This is a genomic window from Comamonas antarctica, from assembly GCF_013363755.1.
Taxonomy (GTDB): Bacteria; Pseudomonadota; Gammaproteobacteria; order Burkholderiales; family Burkholderiaceae_C; genus Comamonas; species Comamonas antarctica.
Genome location: NZ_CP054840.1, coordinates 2589196 through 2607800, shown reverse-complemented (window position 1 = coordinate 2607800; position 18605 = coordinate 2589196). Strand labels below are relative to the sequence as shown.

Below are 18605 nucleotides of genomic sequence, written 5' to 3'. Positions count from 1 at the left end.
AATGGACTCGGAACAACTTCAGCGCCTTCTCACCGTGCAGATGCCCTATGGCAAATACCAGGGCCGCTGCATTGCCGATCTGCCCGGCCACTACCTGATGTGGATGGCACGCGAAGGATTTCCGCGCGGAGACCTGGGGCGGCTGCTGGCGCTGATGTATGAGCTCGACCACAACGGGCTCGCGCATTTGCTGGAGCCGTTGAGAAGGTGAGTGGCGTGGGGAACAGTGCGTGAAAAGAGCATTGGACGCGACCCCCGCCCACAAAAAACGGAGCCCTGAGGCTCCGTTTCGTTTGGCATGTCCGGGTCAAGCCCGGACACCGGTTTACTTCACCGCAGCGCGTGCGGCTTCGGCCTTGGCCTTGGCTTCGTCGGCCTTGCGTTGCAGGTCGGCGGCCTCGGCTTCTGCTGCCTTGGCTTCGGCGGCCTTGGCTTCCGCCGCCTTGTCGCCCGAGGGGCCGGCAATGGCGTTGCCGACCATGCTGCCGGCCACGGCGCCAACCGCGGCCGCGCCCATGGTGCCCATCATGCCCGGGCCGCTGCGCACGGGCGCTGCGGCGGCTGCGGGCGCTGCCGCTGCAGCAGGTGCGGCCGGAGCGGCGGCTGCCGGCGTGGCGGCCGGAGCCGGACGTGCGGCAGCCGTAGGCGCTGCCACCGGTGCCGGCGCAGGGGCCGTGCGGCCAATGGTCGCGGGACGCACGGACTTGGAGCCGCCCATGCGTTTGGCGTGTGCCAGGCTGGGTGCCAGCAGGGCAGCGCAGGTCATGGCAAGCACGGAAACAGTGGCGCGGTAGGAAATGTTCACGGAGATTCCTCAAATGAAAAGTCAACAAAGAATGTGACCCATGCGGCGGCTGCGGTCGGCTGCGCAGGCAGCCAGGCCATCAGGCTCACGATAGATACATGGGGGGGCTGCGCGGAAATTCAAGCCGTGCCGCGAAAACGGGCAGGGCATGGCAGCGATGCGCACGCTGGAGGAAATCGTTGTATGCGCGCGAGCCCTGATTCTAGGGGCGCGCGCCGGGCGCCGCGGGCAAATGCCCTGGCGCCCCATAGGCTACCGCGGGCGTGCGCTCAGCGCAGCACTTCCAGCAGGCGGTCGAGGCCGCCCTGGTTGATCGCGATCTGCGCCTCGGCGCGCACGCGCGGCTTGGCGTGGAAGGCCACCGACAGGCCGGAAGCCGCCATCATCGGCAGGTCGTTCGAGCCGTCGCCCACCGCAATGCACTGCGCGGGCGCGATGCCCAGCAGCGAGGCGACTTCGAGCATGGTGCGGCGCTTTTCCGCGCCGTCGCAGATATCGCCCCAGGGCTGGTCGACCATCGCGCCGGTCAGCACGCCGTCCTTCATCTCCAGCACGTTGGCGCGCACGAAGTCGATGTCCAGCAGGCCGCGCACATGTTCGGCGAAGTAGGTGAACCCGCCCGAGACCAGCAGTACCTTGAGCCCGGCCTGCTTGCAGGCCTGCACCAGCGCCTGCGCGCCCGGCGACAGTTGCAGGCGCTCGCTGCGCACGCCGGCCATGTCGGCTTCGGTCACGCCCTTGAGCAGCGCCACGCGCTGGCGCAGGCTTTCCTTGAAGTCGGCGATCTCGCCGCGCATCGTGGCTTCGGTGATGGCCGCGACTTCGGCCTTCTTGCCGGTGGCATCGGCAATCTCGTCGACGCACTCGATGTTGATCAGCGTCGAGTCCATGTCGAAGCAGATGAGCCGGTAGTCGCTCAGGCGCAGGGGCACGGGGGTACGCTGGACCATCAGGCCCAGGGCAAATTCGGTAGCGGCGCTCATTGTGGGGCGGGAAAGTGGAAGGGATGAAAAGGCGGCGCGCAGGCAGCGCCAGGAGCGAGCATTATCGCCTCGAGCACCGCGCCCGGCGCCCGCGCAGGGGTTCACTGCGGCGTGATGCCCGCGGCCTTGACCAGTTCGGCATGCAGCTTGATTTCCTCGGCAATGGCCTGCTGCAGCTGCTGCGGTGTCGAGGGCGCGACTTCCATGCCGTTCTCGCCGAGCCTGGCCTTGATGTCGCCGGCCAGGATGCCCTGCACCGCGCGCTGCAGCTTGTCGATCACCGGCTGCGGCGTCTTGGCCGGTGCCAGCAGGCCGACCCAGGCGGACAGGTTCAAGTCGGGGTAGCCGCTTTCGGCCATCGTGGGCGTGCCGGTCAGCACCGGCGAGCGTTGCGGGCTGAGCAGGCCCAGCGCATGCAGCTTGCCGGCCTGGATATGCGGCAGCGCTTCGGGCAGCACCGCGAACAGCATGTCGACATTGCCGGCCAGCGTGTCGTTGACCGCGGGCGCGCCGCCCTTGTAGGGCACGTGCAGCATGCTGGCCTTGGTGCGGGTCTCGAACATCAGCGCCGCCAGATGCTGGGGACTGCCGTCGCCGGATGAAGCATAGGTCAGCTTGCCGGGCGCGGCCCGGGCAGCGGCCACCACGGCGGCGACGCTGGGGAATTTCTGCTTGTCCTTGACGACCAGCACCATCGGCTGGTTGACCAGCCGCGTGACGGGCACGAAGTCGGCCTGCGGATCGTAGGGCAGGGACTTGAAGATCGCCTTGTTGGTGGTGAGGAACGATGCGGGCGAGACCGTGAGCGTGTAGCCGTCGGCCGGCGCGCGCGCCACCGCGCCCAGGCCGATCTGGCCCGAGGCGCCGGCGCGGTTTTCCACCACGAAGGGCTGGCCCAGCTCGGCGGCCAGCTTCTGGCTCACCGTGCGCGCGATCATGTCGGCACTGCCGCCCGCGGGCAGCGCCACCACGACCTTCACGGGATGGTCGGGATAGGCGCCCTGCCCCAGTGCGGCAGAGGCGGCCGCGCCCGCAAGCAGCGCGCAGGCAAGGGCGGGAATCAGGCGACGAATGTGCATGGACAGACCTTTGCAAAGGAAGCAGCGGCAGGCAACGCGCCTGCCGCTGGACTTTTGCAATTCTTGTGCCAGGCAGCGGCATCCAGGCTGGTAGTTCCCGTCCAGGACCTTTTTGCCACAGCTGCAGGAAATTCCCGAGGCGCCGGTGTGCGCCCTCGGGTATCTACGCGGCGACGGCGGCGTCGGCCTTGAGCGGCTGGCCCAGGCTGCGCAGCACGTCGCGCACCAGCTGGGCGCGCGCCATCGGGTCGGGCAGCGCGCGCTCGATGCGCAGCTTCTCGTTGCCCGCGAGCTTGATGTGCTTGTTCTTCTGGATCAGGCCGATGATGCTCATCGGGTCGATCGGCGGCTGCGGCTTGAAGGTGATGTTGATCACACCCGGCGCGGCATCGACCTTCACCACGCCATAGGGCTGGCTCAGCACGCGCAGGCGGTGCACGTCGATCAGCGTCTGCGCCTGCGGCGGCAGCTTGCCGAAACGGTCGACGATCTCCTCGAGCAGGTTGTCGATCTGCTCGCTGGTCCTGGCTGTGGCCAGCTTCTTGTAGAACGACAGGCGCAGATGCACATCGCCGCAATAGCTGTCGGGCAGCAGGGCCGGTGCATGCAGGTTGATATCGGTGGAGGCCGACATCGGCGACAGCAGGTCGGGCTCCTTGCCCTCCTTGAGCGAGCGCACGGCCTCGGACAGCATCTCGTTGTAGAGCTGGAAACCGACCTCGAGCATGTTGCCGCTCTGGTTCTCGCCCAGCACCTCGCCCGCGCCGCGGATCTCGAGGTCGTGCATCGCCAGGTAGAAGCCGCTGCCCAGTTCCTCCATCTGCTGGATCGCATCGAGGCGCTGCTGCGCCTGCTTGGTCAGGCTGTCGATGTCGGGCACCATCAGATAGGCATAGGCCTGGTGGTGGCTGCGGCCCACGCGCCCGCGCAACTGGTGCAGCTGCGCCAGGCCGAACTTGTCGGCGCGGCTGATCAGGATGGTGTTGGCGCTGGGCACGTCGATGCCGGTCTCGATGATGGTCGAGCACAGCAGGATGTTGTAGCGCTGGGCGACGAAATCGCGCATCACGCGCTCGAGCTCGCGCTCGGGCATCTGGCCGTGGGCCACGGCAATGCGCGCCTCGGGCAGGATCTCCTCGAGCTTCTGGCGCCGGTTCTCAATGGTCTCGACCTCGTTGTGCAGGAAGTAGCACTGGCCGCCGCGCTTGAGTTCGCGCAGCACGGCTTCGCGGATCACGCCCGTGCCCTCGTTGCGCACGAAGGTCTTGATCGCCAGGCGGCGCTGCGGCGCGGTGGCGATGACGCTCAGGTCGCGCAGGCCTTCGAGCGCCATGCCCATGGTGCGCGGAATCGGCGTGGCGGTGAGCGTGAGCACATCGACTTCGGCGCGCAGCGCCTTCATCTGCTCCTTGTGGCGCACGCCGAAGCGGTGCTCCTCGTCGATGATCAGCAGGCCCAGGTTGTGGAACTGCGTGGACTCCGACAGCAGCTTGTGCGTGCCGACCACGATGTCCACCGTGCCGTCGGCAATGCCCTTGACGGCGGCCGTGATCTCCTTGCCCGAGCGAAAGCGCGAGACCTCGGCGACGCGGATCGGCCACTTGGCGAAGCGGTCGACCAGCGTGCGGTAGTGCTGCTCGGCCAAGAGCGTGGTGGGCGCGAGGAACGCCACCTGCCGGCCGCCCGTGACGGCAATGAACGCCGCGCGCAGCGCGACCTCGGTCTTGCCGAAACCGACATCGCCGCAGACCAGCCGGTCCATGGGCTGGGGGCTGATCATGTCATGCACCACGGCGTGGATCGCGGCCTTCTGGTCGGCGGTTTCCTCGAAGCCGAAGTCGTTGGCAAAGGTCTCGTAGTCCTGCGGGCTGTAGCGGAAGGCATGGCCCTGGCGCGCGGCGCGGCGCGCGTAGATGTTGAGCAGCTCGGCGGCCGAGTCGCGCACCTGTTCGGCGGCCTTGCGCTTGGCTTTTTCCCACTGGTTGCCGCCGAGCTTGTGCAGCGGCGCGTCCTCGGGCGACATGCCGGTGTAGCGGCTGATCAGCTGCAGCTGGCTCACCGGCACATACAGCACGGCGTCGCCCGCGTAGGCCAGGTGCAGGAACTCCTGCAGCGCCGGGCTGCCGTCCGGGTTCTGCTGGCCGATGTCCATGTTGACCAGGCCCTGGTAGCGGCCGATGCCATGCTGGCTGTGCACCACCGGGTCGCCGATGTTCAGCTCGGACAGGTCCTTGATCAGTGCCTCGACATCGCTGACCTGCTCCTGCTTCTTGCGCCGGCGCGTGGTCGGGCCGGCCGCGAACAGTTCGGTTTCGGTGACGAAGTCGATGCCGGCGCTGCCCCAGCGAAAGCCCGCGGCCAGCGGCGCGGTGGCAATGCCGATGCTCTCGCCGGTATCGGCCTCGAACTGGGCCAGCGAATCGAAGGCCGGCGGATTGAGCTGCGAGGCGCGGAAGAAGTCCAGCAGGCTTTCGCGCCGGCCGTCGCTTTCGGCCAGCAGCAGCGTGCGCTGCGTGGTCGCGCGCAGATGCGCATGCAGGCGCCCCAGCGGATCGTCCGCGCCGCGCACCACGGACAGGTCGGGCAAGGGCTGGAACTCGCCCGTGGCCAGCTGGTCGGCGGGCACCTCGACGCCGCGCACGGCCAGCTGCGCATAGCTCTTGGCGCGCAGGTAGAACTGCTCGGCGCTCAGGAACAGCGCCTCGGGCGGCAGCGCGGGGCGTTCGGGGTCGCCCTGCACCAGGCGGTAGCGCTCGCGCGTGTCCTGCCAGAAATGCTGGAACGCGGGCTCGAGGTCGCCATGCAGCACCACCGTGGCCTGCTCGCCCAGGTAGTCGAATACCGTCGCCGTCTCGCTGAAGAACAGCGGCATGTAGTACTCGATGCCGGCCGTGGCCACGCCATTGCCCATGTCCTTGTAGACGCGGCTGCGCGTCGGATCGCCCTCGAGCAGCTCGCGCCAGCGGCTGCGAAACAGCGTGCGCGCGTCGTCGTCCATCGGGAACTCGCGCCCGGGCAGCAGGCGCACTTCGGGCACCGGATAGAGGCTGCGCTGGGTGTCGGGGTCGAAGGTGCGGATCGAGTCGATCTCGTCGTCGAACAGGTCGACGCGGTAGGGCACGGGCGAGCCCATGGGGAACAGGTCGATGAGCCCGCCGCGCACCGCGTACTCGCCATGGCTCACGACCTGCGAGACATGCGAATAGCCGGCCAGCGTGAGCTGCGCCTTGAGCTTGGCCTCGTCGAGCTTTTGCCGCAGCTTGAAGTGAAAGGTGTAGCCGGCCAGGAAGCTTGGCGGCGCCAGCCGGTAGAGCGCGGTCGTTGCCGGCACCAGCACCACATCGGCGCCGGTCGCATGGTCGTGCTGGCTGATGCGCCACAGCGTCGCGAGGCGTTCGCTGATCAGGTCCTGGTGCGGGGAGAAGGTGTCGTAGGGCAGGGTTTCCCAATCGGGAAACAACGCGCAGCGCAGCTCGGGCGCGAAGAACGCGATCTCTTCCATGAGCCGCTGCGCATCGCTGGCGTCGGCCGTGACGATGGCCGTGACGCGGCCCGCGGCCTTTTCGCGGGCTCCGACGCGCGCCAGCAGCAGCGCGTCGGCGCTGCCCACGGGACGGGGGAGGGTGAATCGTTTGCCGGGAGTGAGTTTGGGCAGTTCCATGCGGTAATTCGTTGGCGCCGGCGGGTTGCCTGGTCGCGTTTCAGGGCGCAAGAAGCGATTCTAGAATGGCGCCCATGAACGAATCCCTGCCGCCCTCAATTGACCCGTCCGCCAAAGCTGCTACCCCGGCCGCACCTGCCAGGCTCTGGGCCTTCGTGCCCTGTGCCGGCGTCGGTGCGCGCGCGCTGGCCGCGGGCCAGCGTGCCGATCTGCCCAAGCAGTACCAGCCGGTCGCGGGCCAGCCGCTGGTGCTGCACACGCTGGCGGCGCTGGCGCAGGTCGCGCGCCTGTCGGGCACCTTGGTGGGCGTGAGCGCAGGCGACCGCTTCTTCGAGTCGCTGGAGCCGGCAGCGGCGACGTGGAGCGTGGCCGCCTGCGGCGGCGCGACGCGCGCCGATACCGTGCTTGGCGGCCTCGCGGAACTCGCCGCGCGCGGCGCGGCCGATACCGACTGGGTGCTGGTGCATGATGCGGCGCGCTGCCTGCTGACGCCGGAGCTCGTGGACCGGCTGATCGATGCCTGCCTTGGCGACCCGGTGGGCGGGCTGCTGGCGCTGCCGCTGCCCGATACGCTCAAGTCGGCGCATGCCGAGGGCGCAGTGGCGCGGGTTGCGGCAACGCTGCCGCGCGCAGGCAAATGGCTCGCGCAGACGCCGCAGATGTTCCGCCTGGGCCCGCTGCGCGCGGCGCTGCAGGCCGTGGGCGCGGCGGCGACCGATGAATCCAGCGCCATCGAGGCGCAGGGCCGGCAGCCGCGCCTGGTCGCGGGCAGCGCGCAGAACTTCAAGGTCACCTACCCGGAGGACTTCGCGCTGGCCGCGGCCGTGCTCGAGTCGCGCGGCCGTGCGCGCAACGGATAATCGGCGTTTTTGCAGACGGGTCAACGCATGTCAATTCAATTCCGTATCGGAGAGGGCTGGGACACCCATGCCCTGGTGCCAGGGCGCAAGCTGATCATCGGCGGGGTGGACATTCCGCACAGCATGGGCCTGCTCGGGCATTCCGATGCCGACGTGCTGCTGCACGCCATCACCGACGCGCTGCTCGGCGGCGCGGGGCTGGGCGACATCGGCCGGCATTTTCCCGACACCGATGCGCAGTTCAAGGGCGCGGACTCGGTCAAGCTGCTGGTCGAGGCCGCGCGGCGCGTGCGCGCCACGGGCCTGGAGATCGGCAACATCGACAGCACGGTGATTGCGCAGGCGCCCAAGCTCGCACCCCATATCGGCGCGATGTGCGCGTGCATCGCGCAGGCGTTGGGGCTGGAGGTGGGCCAGGTCAACGTCAAGGCCAAGACCGCCGAGAAGCTGGGCCCGGTGGGCCAGCTTCAGGCCATGGAGGCGCGTGCCGCGGTGCTGCTGTTCAGGCCTGCTTGGGCGGGCGCGGCGGCAACTGGCGCTTGACCTGCGGGCGCTGCAGGCGCTGCTCGGGGTCCTTGCCGTCGGGCAGGTTCGGCGCGCGCTGCAGCTGGATATGCGCGGCCAGGCCGCCCGAGGAGGCGTTCGACAGCGCGAACACGCCGCCCATGCGCTGCACGGTCTTGTCGACGATGGACAAGCCCAGGCCCGCGCCCGCGGCCGCGGTGCGCGCCGAGTCGCCGCGGAAGAAGGGCTGCGTGAGCCGCGCGAGCTGCTCGGGCGGCACGCCGCGGCCGTGGTCGCGGATGCGCACCACGACCCAGTGCTCGCGTGCCTTGGCCGTGACTTCGACCTGGGTGGTCTCGGTATCGGCGGTCTTGCCATAGCGGCGCGCATTCTCCAGCAGGTTGGAGACCACGCGCGCCAGTTCGATCTCGTCGGCCAGCACGTACAGGCCTTCGGGCACGTTCATCGTGATCTGCAGCTCGCGGTGGTCTTGCACCGCGTACACGCATGACGACACCACGGCATGCAGGTTGACCGTGGTCAGCGTGACATGGTCGGGACGCGCGTAATCGAGGAACTTGTCGATGGTCGCGTCGAGCTGCACGATGTCGGCCACCATGTGGTCGCGCGCCACGTCGTCGGCCACGCTCATCTCGGTTTCAAGCCGCAGCCGTGCGAGCGGCGTGCGCAGGTCGTGCGAGATGCCGGCCAGCATCACGGCCCGGTCCTGCTCCAGCTTGGAGAGCTTCTGCGCCATGCGGTTGAAGCCGATGTTGACCTCGCGGATCTCGCTGGTCACGGCCTGCTCGTCGAGCTGGCTGGCATCGAAGTCGCCGTCGCGCACGCGGTTGGCCGCGTCGCTGAGCTGTTTCAGCGGCCGGTTGATCAGGCGCGCGATCACGGCGGCGCCGGCCAGCGACAGCACGCCCGCGGTGATGAGCCAGACCAGCCAGGTGCGCCCGCCCGCGGGACTGAAGCGCGAGCGGTCCATGAGCAGCCAGTTCGGGTCGCCATTGATGGTGAAGCCCACCCACAGGCCGGCCTCGCCGTTGACGCTGCGTGCAACGATGGTGCCCGGGCCCAGGCGCGAGGTCAGCTCCTCGTTGAGGCGTCCGCCAAGCGCGCTCGGGTCGAGCAGCTCGAACTTGTCGCCCGGCTCGCGCGGCAGGATGCGCACGCCTTCCTGGTCGGCCATGGTCTTGATCAGCGAGACGCGCGCGATCGCGTCGGCGTGCACCAGCGCCGCGCGGCTCAGATTGACCAGCGATGCCACCTGCTGCGCGGTGTGCAGCGTGCGCGGCTCGAATTCGAAGGCGCGCAGCGTCTGCAGCCAGGCCAGGATGCTGCCGATCAGCAGCAGCGCCAGCAGGCAGAAGGTGCGCCAGAAAAGGTTCAGATTCAGCCGCGAGCGCGAACGCGCACCGCCGCCGCCATGCGGATATTCAAGCGGGACCGGGCTGGTGGCGTCGGGCGCTGGAGCAGTGGAAACAGTCATCGGTGGCTTGCGCCTGGGCGGGGTGGGGAAGCAGATGGTCCTGGCAGGAAAAGGTGATCAGGGTGATCAGTTGTTGCCGTCGGGCACGAACACATAGCCCACGCCCCACACCGTCTGGATGTAGCGCGGCGCGGCCGGATCTTCCTCGATCAGCTTGCGCAGGCGCGACACCTGCACGTCGAGGCTGCGGTCGAAAGGCTCGAACTCGCGCCCGCGCGCCAGCAGCGCCAGCTTCTCGCGCGACAGCGGCTGGCGCGGGTGGCGCACCAGGGCCTTGAGCATGGCGAATTCGCCCGTGGTCAGCGGCAGTTCCTCGCCGTTCTTCTGCAGCACGCGCGTGCCCAGGTCGAAGGCAAACGGGCCGAAGCTCACGATCTCGTTGTCGCCGGAAGGGGCGCCAGGCGCTTCCTGCGGCGGGCGGCGGCGCAGCACGGCGTGGATGCGCGCCAGCAGTTCGCGTGGATTGAAGGGCTTGCCCAGGTAGTCGTCGGCGCCGACTTCGAGGCCGACGATGCGGTCGACATCCTCGCCCTTGGCGGTCAGCATGATGATCGGCGTGCGGTCGTTGGCGGCGCGCAGGCGGCGGCAGATGGACAGGCCGTCTTCGCCCGGCATCATCAGGTCCAGCACGATCAGATCCACGGTCTCACGCAGCAAAATGCGGTTCAAGGCCTTGCCGTCCTCGGCAATCATGATCTCGAAACCTTCCTGAGTCAGGTAGCGGCGCAGCAGATCGCGGATGCGCGCGTCGTCGTCGACCACCAGGATCTTGTCGGTGCGGTTGGTCTGTGTGCCCATGTTTTCTTCCTCGGTCCAATTTGTAACAGAGCCCATTCTGACCAGCTTGATCCGCGAAATCCGTGTTTTTGCCAGAACCTTCACCAAGTGTTACAAGTTTTGCCCGACATGCTTAATCGTGTCGCCAGGACTTACATCCATGCACGCCGCGCTCTGCCACGGCGGGGTGTGCTTTACCGCTATGCTTTGGCGCCTGAACTGAAGGAGCACCAATGAACAAATTCTCCCAATGGCTCGTGGCGGGCGCGCTGTGCACCGGCGCCGGGCTGGCGGCCGCGCAAACCCTGCCCGAACCCGCCAATGTGCTGCAACTGTCGAGCACGGGCAGCGTCGAGGTGACGCAGGATCTGCTGGTCATGACGCTGGCCGCCACGCGCGAGGGCCGCGATGCGGCCGCCGTGCAGTCGCAGCTGCAGCAGGTGCTGGATGCGGCACTGGCCACGGCCCGTGCAGAAGCACAGCCGAGGCAGTTGGAAGTGCGCACCGGCAACTTCGGTATCTATCCGCGCAATGACAAGGACGGCAAGATCACCGGCTGGCAGGGCCGCGCCGAACTCGTGCTGCAGGGCCGCGACTTCGACCGCATCACGCGCACCGCGGCGAAGATCAACGGCATGCCCGTGAGCCAGACCGGCTTCGGCCTGTCGCGCGAGGCCCGCGAAAAGGTCGAGGGCCAGGCCCAGACCGAAGCCATCCAGAGCTTCCAGGCCAAGGCCAAGGCACTGGCCCAGTCCTTCGGCTTCGAGCGCTATACGGTGCGCGAGGTGTCGGTCAATACCAACGACATGGGCTTCGCGCCGCGCGTGGCGATGATGGCCAAGAGCATGACTGCCGAAGCCGCGCCGCCGATTCCCGTCGAAGCCGGCAAGAGCCAGGTCATGGTGAATGTGTCGGGGTCGGTGCAGATGCTGAAGTAAGCCGCATCCGGAGGGACTTTGCCCCCAGCCAGATACGCTCGAAGTGGGCGAACGTGGGCGGTGGTTTTGCCGCCGGGCCGCCCCAAGGCAAAACGCGCCCCCTCGGGGGGCAGAGAGCCACACGAAGTGGGCGAACGTGGGGGCTACATTACTGCGCCGCCCAGCCCCCGTCCATATTCCAGGCCACGCCGCGCACATTCGCGCCCGCCGGCGAGCAGAAGAACACCGCCAGCGCGCCCAGCTCCTCGGGCGTGGTGAACTGCAGCGAGGGTTCCTTTTCCGCGAGCAGCTGCTTCGTCGCATCGGCCACGCTGATGCCCTGGTCGGCGGCCTTGGCGTCGACTTGTTTTTGCACCAGCGGCGTGAGCACCCAGCCCGGGCAGATGGCGTTGCAGGTGATGCCCGTCGTGGCATTTTCCAGCGCGCAGACCTTGGTGAGTCCGACCAGGCCGTGCTTGGCGGCGACATAGGCCGACTTCTGCGCCGAGCCGACCAGGCCGTGCACCGAGGCCACGTTGATGATGCGGCCCCAGCCCTTGCCGTTGTCGGCGGCCTGCATGGACGGCAGCACCAGGCGCGTGGCATGGAAGGCGCTCGACAGGTTGATCGCAATGACCGCGTCCCAGCGCTCGGGCGCGAAATCCTCGATGGGCGCGACATGCTGGATGCCGGCGTTGTTCACCAGGATGTCGACCTGGCCGAAATTGCGCACGCTGTAGGCCACCATGTCTTCGATGTCGGCCACGCGCGACATGTCCGCGCCGTGGTAGGCGACCTTTGCGCCATGCGCCCGGCCTGCGGCCTGCACCTCGGCGCGCGGGCCCTCGACATCGCCAAAGCCGTTGAGCACGACGTTCGCGCCCTGTTGGGCCAGCGCCTTGGCGATGCCAAGGCCGATGCCGCTGGTGGATCCTGTGACTAACGCAGTTTTGCCTTTCAGCATGGAAGGTCTCCGAATGAATTACGATGCATTATCGAACCGTGCTGCTGGATTGTGCCCCCATGAATGAACCTACGCTCAACTACGTACTGTGCCCCGGTGCCGCCACCGCGGCGCAGGCCGAGGGGTCCGATGTGCACCGCATGGCCTACTGGGAGTGGAACGCGACGGGCAACCCCGATCACCCGCATGTGATCATCTGCGTGCATGGGCTCTCGCGCCAGGCACGCGACTTCGACGTGCTGGCGCGCGCGCTGAGCCGCCATGCGCGCGTGGTCTGCCCCGATGTCGCCGGCCGCGGCCACAGCGACTGGCTGGCCGACCCCATGGACTATGGCCTGCCGCGCTACGCCGCCGACATGCAGGCGCTGATCGCGCAGCTGCAGGCGCGCGCGCCGATCGCCACGCTCGACTGGGTCGGCACCAGCATGGGCGGGCTGATCGGCATGCTGCTGGCCAGCGATACGCCCTTTGCGTCGCCCGTGCCCATCCATCGCCTGGTGCTCAACGATGTCGGCCCGCGCGTGCAATGGCAGGCGCTGCTGCGCATCGGCGAGTACCTGGGCAAGCCCATGGTCTTCACCACGCTGCTGCAGGCGGCCGACGCGCTGCGCCTGATTTCCGCGGGCTTCGGGCCGCACACCGAGCAGCAGTGGCTGGACCTCACGGCGCCGATGCTCAGGCCGCGCCTCGAAGGCGGGCTGCAGCTGCATTACGACCCCGACATAGCCATGCCGCTGCAGGCCATGAACCCCGAAATGGCATTGGCCAGCGAGGCCTGGCTGTGGGCGGCCTATGACAGCATCCGGGCGCAGACGCTGCTGATCCGCGGCGCGCAGTCCGATCTGCTGTCGGTCGAGACCGCGCAGGCCATGGCCGAGCGCGGGCCGCGCGCGCGCATCGTGTCACTGTCGGGTGTCGGGCATGCGCCCACGCTGGTCGCCGACGACCAGGTGGCGCTGGTCGCGCGCTTCCTGTTGCCCGGCTGGACCGCGCCGCAATCCGATACGCCGGAGGCGGCGCTGGCCACGGGAGCACAGCCATGAAAAGCGGACTCACCATTGCCCCCGGCGGCGATGACGCCCACAGCGCGCCTGTTCCGCAGCTGATCAAGGCCACCTCCGCCAATATGCCCGACCAGGCCAATGCGCTGGCGCGCGCGCGCTCGTTTGCCGAGCCGCTGCTGGCCAACGAAACCATGGCCTCGGGCGAGAACATCCTGGCCCATGCCGACGCGGTGGCTGCCATCCTCAAGGGCATCGGCGGCTCCGAAACCATGCAGGCGGCGTGCTACCTGGTGCATGCCAGCTTCCACCTGAACCGGCCGCAGGAAGTGATCTCCAAGGTGTTCGGCGAGAACTTCGCCACGCTGGCCGTCGAAACCACCAAGCTGATGCGCGTGCAGCAGCAGGCGCGCGCCGCCGAGAACAGCTCCCACCATGTCGACGACGCGGCGGCGCAGACCGAGACCGTGCGCAAGATGCTGCTGGGTTTCTCGCGCGACCTGCGCGTGGTGCTGCTGCGCCTGGCCTCGCGCCTGCAGACGCTGCGCTACTACGCCGCCAGCAAGCATCCGGTGTCGCCGGGCATCGCACGCGAGGCGCTGCACGTGTTCGCGCCGCTGGCCAACCGGCTGGGCATCTGGCAGATCAAGTGGGAGCTCGAGGACCTGTCGTTCCGCTTTCTCGAGCCCGATACCTACCGCGAGATCGCGCGCCTGCTCGACGAGAAGCGCACCGAGCGTGAAGTCTTCATGGAGCAGCTGCGCGGGCGGCTCGAGAGCGATCTGCGCGCCTACAGCATCAGCGCCACGGTGCAGGGCCGGCCCAAGCATATCTACAGCATCGTCAAGAAGATGCGCGGCAAGTCGCTGGACTTCGACCAAGTGTTCGATATCCGCGCGCTGCGCGTGGTGGTGCCGACCGTCAAGGACTGCTATGCGGCGCTGTCGTGGGTGCACGAGCATTTCACGCCCATCGAGGCCGAGTTCGACGACTACATCGCGCGCCCCAAGGCCAACGGCTACCAGTCGCTGCACACCGTGGTGCGCGACGAGAACGGCCGTGCCATCGAGATCCAGATCCGCACCCAGGCCATGCACGACCACGCCGAGCATGGCGTGGCCGCGCACTGGGCCTACAAGGAAGCCGGCGCCAAGGGCTATGCAGGGGTCAGCGCGAGCAGCGAGTACGACGCCAAGATCGCGGTGCTGCGCCAGCTGCTGGCCTGGGGCAGCGACCTGGCGGGTACGCCCTCGCATCGCGGCTTGTTCGAGGACCGCATCTATGTGCTCACGCCCGATGCGGCCGTGATCGAGCTGCCCCAGGGCGCCACGCCCGTCGACTTCGCCTATTCGGTGCACACCAGCCTGGGCCACCGCTGCCGCGGCGCGCGCGTCGACGGCGCGATGGTGCCGCTGAACACGCCGCTGAAAAACGGCCAGACCGTGGAGATCACCACCGTCAAGGAAGACCGGCCTTCGCGCGACTGGCTCAACGCCGAGCTGGGCTACCTGATCAGCCACCGCGCGCGCGCAAAGGTGCGCGCCTGGTTCAACGCCCAGGCCACGCACGAGACCGTGGCGCGCGGGCGCGAGGCCGTGGAAAAGCTGCTGCAGCGCGAAGGCAAGACCGCGGTCAAGCTCGAGGATCTTGCGGTGCAGCTCGGCTTCAAGTCGGCCGATGCGCTGTTCGAGGTCGTGGGCAAGGATGAATACTCGCTGCGCAACATCGAAGCCGTGCTGCGCCCGCCCGAGCCCGAGGAGGAGGAAGAGGCCTTCTCGCCGGTGCGCAAGGCGCGCGGCAGCGACACCGTGCCCAAGGGCGGGGTGCTGGTGGTGGGCATCGACTCGCTGATGACGCAGCTGGCCAAGTGCTGCAAGCCGGCGCCGCCCGACGATATCCGCGGCTTCGTCACGCGCGGCAAGGGTGTGAGCGTGCACCGCAGCGACTGCTCCAACTTCCGCGAGATGGCCGCGCGCAGCAGCGAGCGCGTCATCGATGTCGCCTGGGGCATGCCCAAGGCGGCGGTGGGCGCGGCGGTCTACCCGGTTGACGTCGCCGTCGAAGCCACCGACCGCCAGGGCCTGCTGCGCGACATCTCCGATGTGTTTGCGCGCGAGAAAACCAATGTGATCGGCGTGCAGACGCAATCGGTGAAGGGCACGGCCTGGATGACGTTCACCGTCGAGGTCTCCGACTCGGGCCGGCTCAGCAAGGTGCTGGGCATCGTCGCCGGCGTCGAGGGCGTGCGCTCGGCGCGCCGGCGCTGATGAAAACCGCGCGATCTGCAAAAAAGTCGCGCGGTTCGGAAAAAACGGGTGGTTCCCGATGCTATACTTATTGAATCGAACAACAGGCGCGTAGCTCAGCTGGTTAGAGCACCACCTTGACATGGTGGGGGTCGTTGGTTCGAGTCCAATCGCGCCTACCAATTAACCACTGGTGCAAAACCTCCCCGACCGAACGGTCCGGGAGGTTTTTTGTTTTCTCGGTTCGTCCCCTTGGCGGCTTGTCCTCAACCCTATATGTGCGTGTGTCCCTGAAGTAATCGCTTGTAACATTTCTGCTAAATGATTGAGAATCCAAAGCATCTTGGGTCTTCTTTCAATCAGCAATGCAAAAGCCCGTGGGATCGTTCTTTCAAGCGCTGGTGCGAAACGTCGGCAAGCTGGTCCTCGCAGTGGGCATTGCAGCGCTGGCCGGCACGGCATGGCTGGCGATCTCGCATACCCGGGAGGCCGCCCAGCGGGATCTGATGCAGGCGCTGGACCGCTCCGAGGAGCGGCTGCGCATGCTGCTCGAGGCCACCGAGATGACGGCCGCCTCCGTGGAGCGCGTGGCGCGCGGCGCGGAGTTTGCCGACGGCAACGCTGCGGGGCTTCGCAGGGTGTTGGAGATGTCGCTGTCGGCGTTCGAGCAGCGCCCCGAGCTGAGCTATCTGGGCGTGGTGCTGGACCGGTATGGCGAATACGGCACGCTCGAGCGCACGGCGCAGGGCGATATCCTGCTCTGGCTGCATCCGGGTACCCGGCCCGACGCGGTCCGCATCGAGAACTTCCTGCTCACGGACCGGGGCTTCGAGCCGCATGCGACCCAGCCGGTCAGCGGCTACGACGCGCGGCAGCGGCCCTTCTACCAGGCGGCGCAGCGCAGAACGCAGCAGGGCCTGTGGCTGCCTTCGTACCAATGGCTGCTGCACACCCGCGAAGGAACGCCGCCCTGGGGACTGAGCTACGTCAAGGCCTTGCGCGACGCGCAGGGCGGGCTGATCGGCGCGCTCGATGTCGATATCGACCTGCCGGCGCTCAACCGTTTCCTGCGCTACCTGTCGAGTGAGTATGGCGTGCAGCTGCAGATCGTGGAGCAGGGCGCGAACCCGAGGCTGATCGGCGATCTGGCGGTCGACGCCCATCCGCTGGCCGTCCCGGAGGCGCTTGCCGCATGGCTGCAGCGCCCGGGCGGCGCCGGTGCCCGCAAGCTGCGCTCGGGCGACACGGAGCATTGGGCGGCAAGCAGGACCATCGAGCTCAAGGGCGGGCTGCCGTGGACGGTGGTGGCGACGCGCCAGGCACCGCTGATCGACGGGCCGCTGCGCACCCAGCTCTACCAGATGGCCGGCATGGCGTTGGCCATGGCGCTGGGCCTGATGCTGGTCGCGGCACGCATGGCGCGGCGCATCGGCCGGCCGCTGGCGGAACTGGCGCAAAGCGTCGAACGCGCGGGTGAATCGGGCACGGCGGATGCGCTGGTGCTCGCGCCATCGTCGGGGCAATACCGCGAAACCGCGCGCCTCGGAGAAGCGCTGGTGCGCATGGCGGATGCCCTGGGATTGCGCGAGACGCAGCTCGCGGCGCAAACCGCGGCGCTGCGCCAGGAGCGCAACTACGCCGACGCCGTGCTCAACAGCCTGCCCGGCGTGTTCTACCACTGCGACGAAAACGCGCGGCTGCAGCGCTGGAACCGCAATCTCGAGCAGGTGACGGGCATGAGCGCGCAGCAGCTCGAGGGCATGGAACTGACCCGCCTCATGCCTGTGGATGAACGCGAGCGTGCCGCGGCCAAGATTGCCGAGGTGCTGGAAACCGGCATGGCGCATTTCGAAGCCAGCTACGAGATGTCGGATGGCACGCGCGTGCCCTGCCTGTTCACGGGCGTGGGCTTCTCGCATGAAGGCGTGCGCGGCTTCGTCGGGCTGGGCAGCGACATCTCGCAGCGCAAGCGTGCCGAGCGGCGGCTGCGCCATCTGGCCACGCACGATGCGCTCACCGACCTGCCCAACCGGCATCTGCTGCAGGACCGGCTGCAGCGCCTGATTGCCCAGGCCCAGGTTTCCGGCAAGACGGTGGCGGTGCTGCTGCTCGACCTCGACCGTTTCAAGCTGGTCAATGACGCATACGGCCATCCGTTTGGCGACGAAGTCATCAAGGCCATCAGCGCGCGGCTGGTGGCCGCGCTGCCCGAGGGCCACACCGTGGCGCGCCACGGTGGCGACGAATTCCTGGTACTGCTCGACGGGCTGTACGACGTGAGCCAGGCGCAGGCCATTGCCGAGGGCCTGATTGCCTGCATCCGGCCGCCGCTGGCGCTGCAGGGGCGCGAGATCCATCTGTCGGTCAGCATCGGCGTGAGCGCCTACCCCCAGGATGGCGTCGATCCGGAAACGCTGATCCGCAATGCCGACCAGGCCATGTACCGGGCCAAGCACGGCGGCCGCAACACCTACGCCAAGTTCTCGCCCGAGATGGACGAGCGCATGCAGGAGCGCGTGCACCTCGAGACGCTGCTGCGCCTGGCGCCGGCGGCAGGGCAGCTGCGCCTGGTGTACCAGCCCAAGGTCAACCTGTGCAGCGGCGAGATCATCGGCTGCGAGGCGCTGGTGCGCTGGCACCATCCGCAGTTGGGGCTCATTCCACCGGGCAAGTTCATTCCGGTGGCCGAGGAATCCGGGTTGATCCTGCCGATCAGCGACTGGGTGCTGCGCACGGCCTGCATGCAGGCCAGGGCCTGGTCGGATGCGGGCCTGCCGCGCATCCCCGTGGCTGTGAACATTTCCGCGGCCCAGCTGCTGCAGCAGGATCTGGCGCAGTGGGCGCTGGGCATGCTGGCGGAGACCGGGCTCGCGCCCGAGCTGCTGGAGCTGGAGCTGACGGAAAGCCTGATCGCGCAGGACGTCGAGCGCATGATCGCGACCTTCGACCAGCTCAAGGCCGCGGGCGTGAAGCTGTCCATCGACGACTTCGGCACCGGCTATTCCAACCTCAGCCACCTGAAGAACTTCCGTGTCGATACGCTGAAGATCGACCAGTCCTTCGTGCAGAACATGCTCGACAAGCCCGATGATGCGACCATCGTGCGTGCCGTCATCACGCTGGCGCACAACCTGCGGCTCAAGGTGATTGCCGAAGGCGTGGAAACCGCCGAGCACTGCCGCATGCTGCGCGCCCACGGCTGCGACGAGATCCAGGGCTACTACTTCAGCAAGCCGGTGTCGGCGCAGGAGTTCGAAGCAATGGTCAGGCAAGGGCGCAGGCTGCGCCTCGACGACATCGAGCCCTGATGCCC

Annotated in this window: 14 protein-coding genes and 1 tRNA gene; 8 read left to right on the top strand and 7 right to left on the bottom strand. The window is 68.0% G+C overall.

Annotated elements, in window-relative coordinates; translation table 11 throughout:
* Window position 1: 1 nt before the first annotated feature.
* The gene (locus HUK68_RS12060; protein WP_175504368.1) at window positions 2-211 is read left to right on the top strand and encodes a DUF3820 family protein; all 210 of its coding nucleotides are present in this window, start codon (window positions 2-4) and stop codon (window positions 209-211) included.
* 114 nt (window positions 212-325) lie between these two features.
* Here the strand turns inward: HUK68_RS12060 and HUK68_RS12055 are convergent, their stop codons facing one another.
* From HUK68_RS12055 to mfd, 4 genes are all read right to left on the bottom strand, one after another.
* On the bottom strand, window positions 326-805 hold the full coding sequence (locus HUK68_RS12055) for a hypothetical protein (protein WP_175504367.1): 480 nt from the start codon (window positions 803-805) through the stop codon (window positions 326-328).
* Between the two features lie 269 nt (window positions 806-1074).
* Window positions 1075-1788, bottom strand: coding sequence for a phosphoserine phosphatase SerB (gene serB, locus HUK68_RS12050; protein ID WP_175504366.1), 714 nt, complete (start codon window positions 1786-1788; stop codon window positions 1075-1077).
* 101 nt (window positions 1789-1889) lie between these two features.
* Entirely contained in the window at window positions 1890-2867 is a 978-nt protein-coding gene (locus HUK68_RS12045; protein ID WP_175504365.1) for a Bug family tripartite tricarboxylate transporter substrate binding protein, read from the bottom strand.
* A gap of 163 nt (window positions 2868-3030) precedes the next feature.
* On the bottom strand, window positions 3031-6528 hold the full coding sequence (gene mfd / locus HUK68_RS12040; protein WP_175504364.1) for a transcription-repair coupling factor: 3498 nt from the start codon (window positions 6526-6528) through the stop codon (window positions 3031-3033).
* Window positions 6529-6602: 74 nt separating this feature from the next.
* Between mfd and ispD the strand changes: the two genes are divergently transcribed.
* Complete coding sequence (gene ispD, locus HUK68_RS12035; RefSeq protein WP_175504363.1) at window positions 6603-7388, top strand: 2-C-methyl-D-erythritol 4-phosphate cytidylyltransferase; 786 nt, start codon at window positions 6603-6605, stop codon at window positions 7386-7388.
* 33 nt (window positions 7389-7421) lie between these two features.
* On the top strand, window positions 7422-7931 hold the full coding sequence (ispF, locus tag HUK68_RS12030) for a 2-C-methyl-D-erythritol 2,4-cyclodiphosphate synthase (protein WP_390887823.1): 510 nt from the start codon (window positions 7422-7424) through the stop codon (window positions 7929-7931).
* On the opposite strand, the gene HUK68_RS12025 is transcribed toward ispF, so the two are convergent.
* Together HUK68_RS12025 and ompR are read right to left on the bottom strand one after the other, a co-directional pair.
* Window positions 7891-9387, bottom strand: a complete 1497-nt coding sequence (locus HUK68_RS12025) for an ATP-binding protein (protein ID WP_175504361.1) — start codon at window positions 9385-9387, stop codon at window positions 7891-7893. The two genes, ispF and HUK68_RS12025, sit on opposite strands and share 41 nt — an antisense overlap.
* A 66-nt stretch (window positions 9388-9453) precedes the next feature.
* Window positions 9454-10185 carry an osmolarity response regulator transcription factor OmpR gene (gene ompR, locus HUK68_RS12020; protein WP_175504360.1) on the bottom strand — a complete coding sequence of 244 codons (732 nt, stop codon included), beginning with the start codon at window positions 10183-10185 and terminating at the stop codon, window positions 9454-9456.
* A gap of 212 nt (window positions 10186-10397) precedes the next feature.
* Between ompR and HUK68_RS12015 the strand changes: the two genes are divergently transcribed.
* Entirely contained in the window at window positions 10398-11102 is a 705-nt protein-coding gene (locus HUK68_RS12015; RefSeq protein ID WP_175504359.1) for an SIMPL domain-containing protein, read from the top strand.
* A 148-nt stretch (window positions 11103-11250) separates the two neighbouring features.
* Here HUK68_RS12015 and HUK68_RS12010 read toward each other — a convergent pair whose 3' ends face one another.
* Window positions 11251-12045, bottom strand: coding sequence for a 3-hydroxybutyrate dehydrogenase (locus HUK68_RS12010; RefSeq protein WP_175504358.1), 795 nt, complete (start codon window positions 12043-12045; stop codon window positions 11251-11253).
* A gap of 59 nt (window positions 12046-12104) precedes the next feature.
* Here HUK68_RS12010 and HUK68_RS12005 point away from each other — a divergent pair, with 59 nt between their 5' ends.
* From HUK68_RS12005 to HUK68_RS11990, 4 genes are all read left to right on the top strand, one after another.
* Window positions 12105-13088 (top strand): alpha/beta fold hydrolase, encoded by a 984-nt coding sequence (locus HUK68_RS12005; RefSeq protein WP_175504357.1) that lies wholly within the window; start codon window positions 12105-12107, stop codon window positions 13086-13088.
* A complete protein-coding gene (locus HUK68_RS12000; RefSeq protein ID WP_175504356.1) occupies window positions 13085-15313 on the top strand; it encodes a RelA/SpoT family protein in 2229 nt (742 codons plus the stop codon). Before HUK68_RS12005 ends, HUK68_RS12000 begins: the two co-directional genes overlap by 4 nt.
* Before the next feature lie 84 nt (window positions 15314-15397).
* A tRNA-Val gene (locus HUK68_RS11995) sits at window positions 15398-15474 on the top strand.
* A 183-nt stretch (window positions 15475-15657) separates the two neighbouring features.
* The gene (locus tag HUK68_RS11990; protein WP_175504355.1) at window positions 15658-18600 is read left to right on the top strand and encodes a bifunctional diguanylate cyclase/phosphodiesterase; all 2943 of its coding nucleotides are present in this window, start codon (window positions 15658-15660) and stop codon (window positions 18598-18600) included.
* Window positions 18601-18605: the final 5 nt, after the last annotated feature.

Excerpts from the sequence above, each read along its gene's own strand:
- mfd (WP_175504364.1), bottom strand. The coding sequence starts at position 6,528 with ATGGAACTGCCCAAACTCACTCCCGGCAAACGATTCACCCTCCCCCGT.
- HUK68_RS12015 (WP_175504359.1), top strand. The coding sequence starts at position 10,398 with ATGAACAAATTCTCCCAATGGCTCGTGGCGGGCGCGCTGTGCACCGGC.
- ispD (WP_175504363.1), top strand. The coding sequence starts at position 6,603 with ATGAACGAATCCCTGCCGCCCTCAATTGACCCGTCCGCCAAAGCTGCT.
- HUK68_RS11990 (WP_175504355.1), top strand. The coding sequence starts at position 15,658 with ATGCAAAAGCCCGTGGGATCGTTCTTTCAAGCGCTGGTGCGAAACGTC.
- HUK68_RS12000 (WP_175504356.1), top strand. The coding sequence starts at position 13,085 with ATGAAAAGCGGACTCACCATTGCCCCCGGCGGCGATGACGCCCACAGC.
- serB (WP_175504366.1), bottom strand. The coding sequence starts at position 1,788 with ATGAGCGCCGCTACCGAATTTGCCCTGGGCCTGATGGTCCAGCGTACC.
- HUK68_RS12010 (WP_175504358.1), bottom strand. The coding sequence starts at position 12,045 with ATGCTGAAAGGCAAAACTGCGTTAGTCACAGGATCCACCAGCGGCATC.
- HUK68_RS12025 (WP_175504361.1), bottom strand. The coding sequence starts at position 9,387 with ATGACTGTTTCCACTGCTCCAGCGCCCGACGCCACCAGCCCGGTCCCG.
- ompR (WP_175504360.1), bottom strand. The coding sequence starts at position 10,185 with ATGGGCACACAGACCAACCGCACCGACAAGATCCTGGTGGTCGACGAC.
- HUK68_RS12045 (WP_175504365.1), bottom strand. The coding sequence starts at position 2,867 with ATGCACATTCGTCGCCTGATTCCCGCCCTTGCCTGCGCGCTGCTTGCG.
- HUK68_RS12060 (WP_175504368.1), top strand. The coding sequence starts at position 2 with ATGGACTCGGAACAACTTCAGCGCCTTCTCACCGTGCAGATGCCCTAT.
- HUK68_RS12005 (WP_175504357.1), top strand. The coding sequence starts at position 12,105 with ATGAATGAACCTACGCTCAACTACGTACTGTGCCCCGGTGCCGCCACC.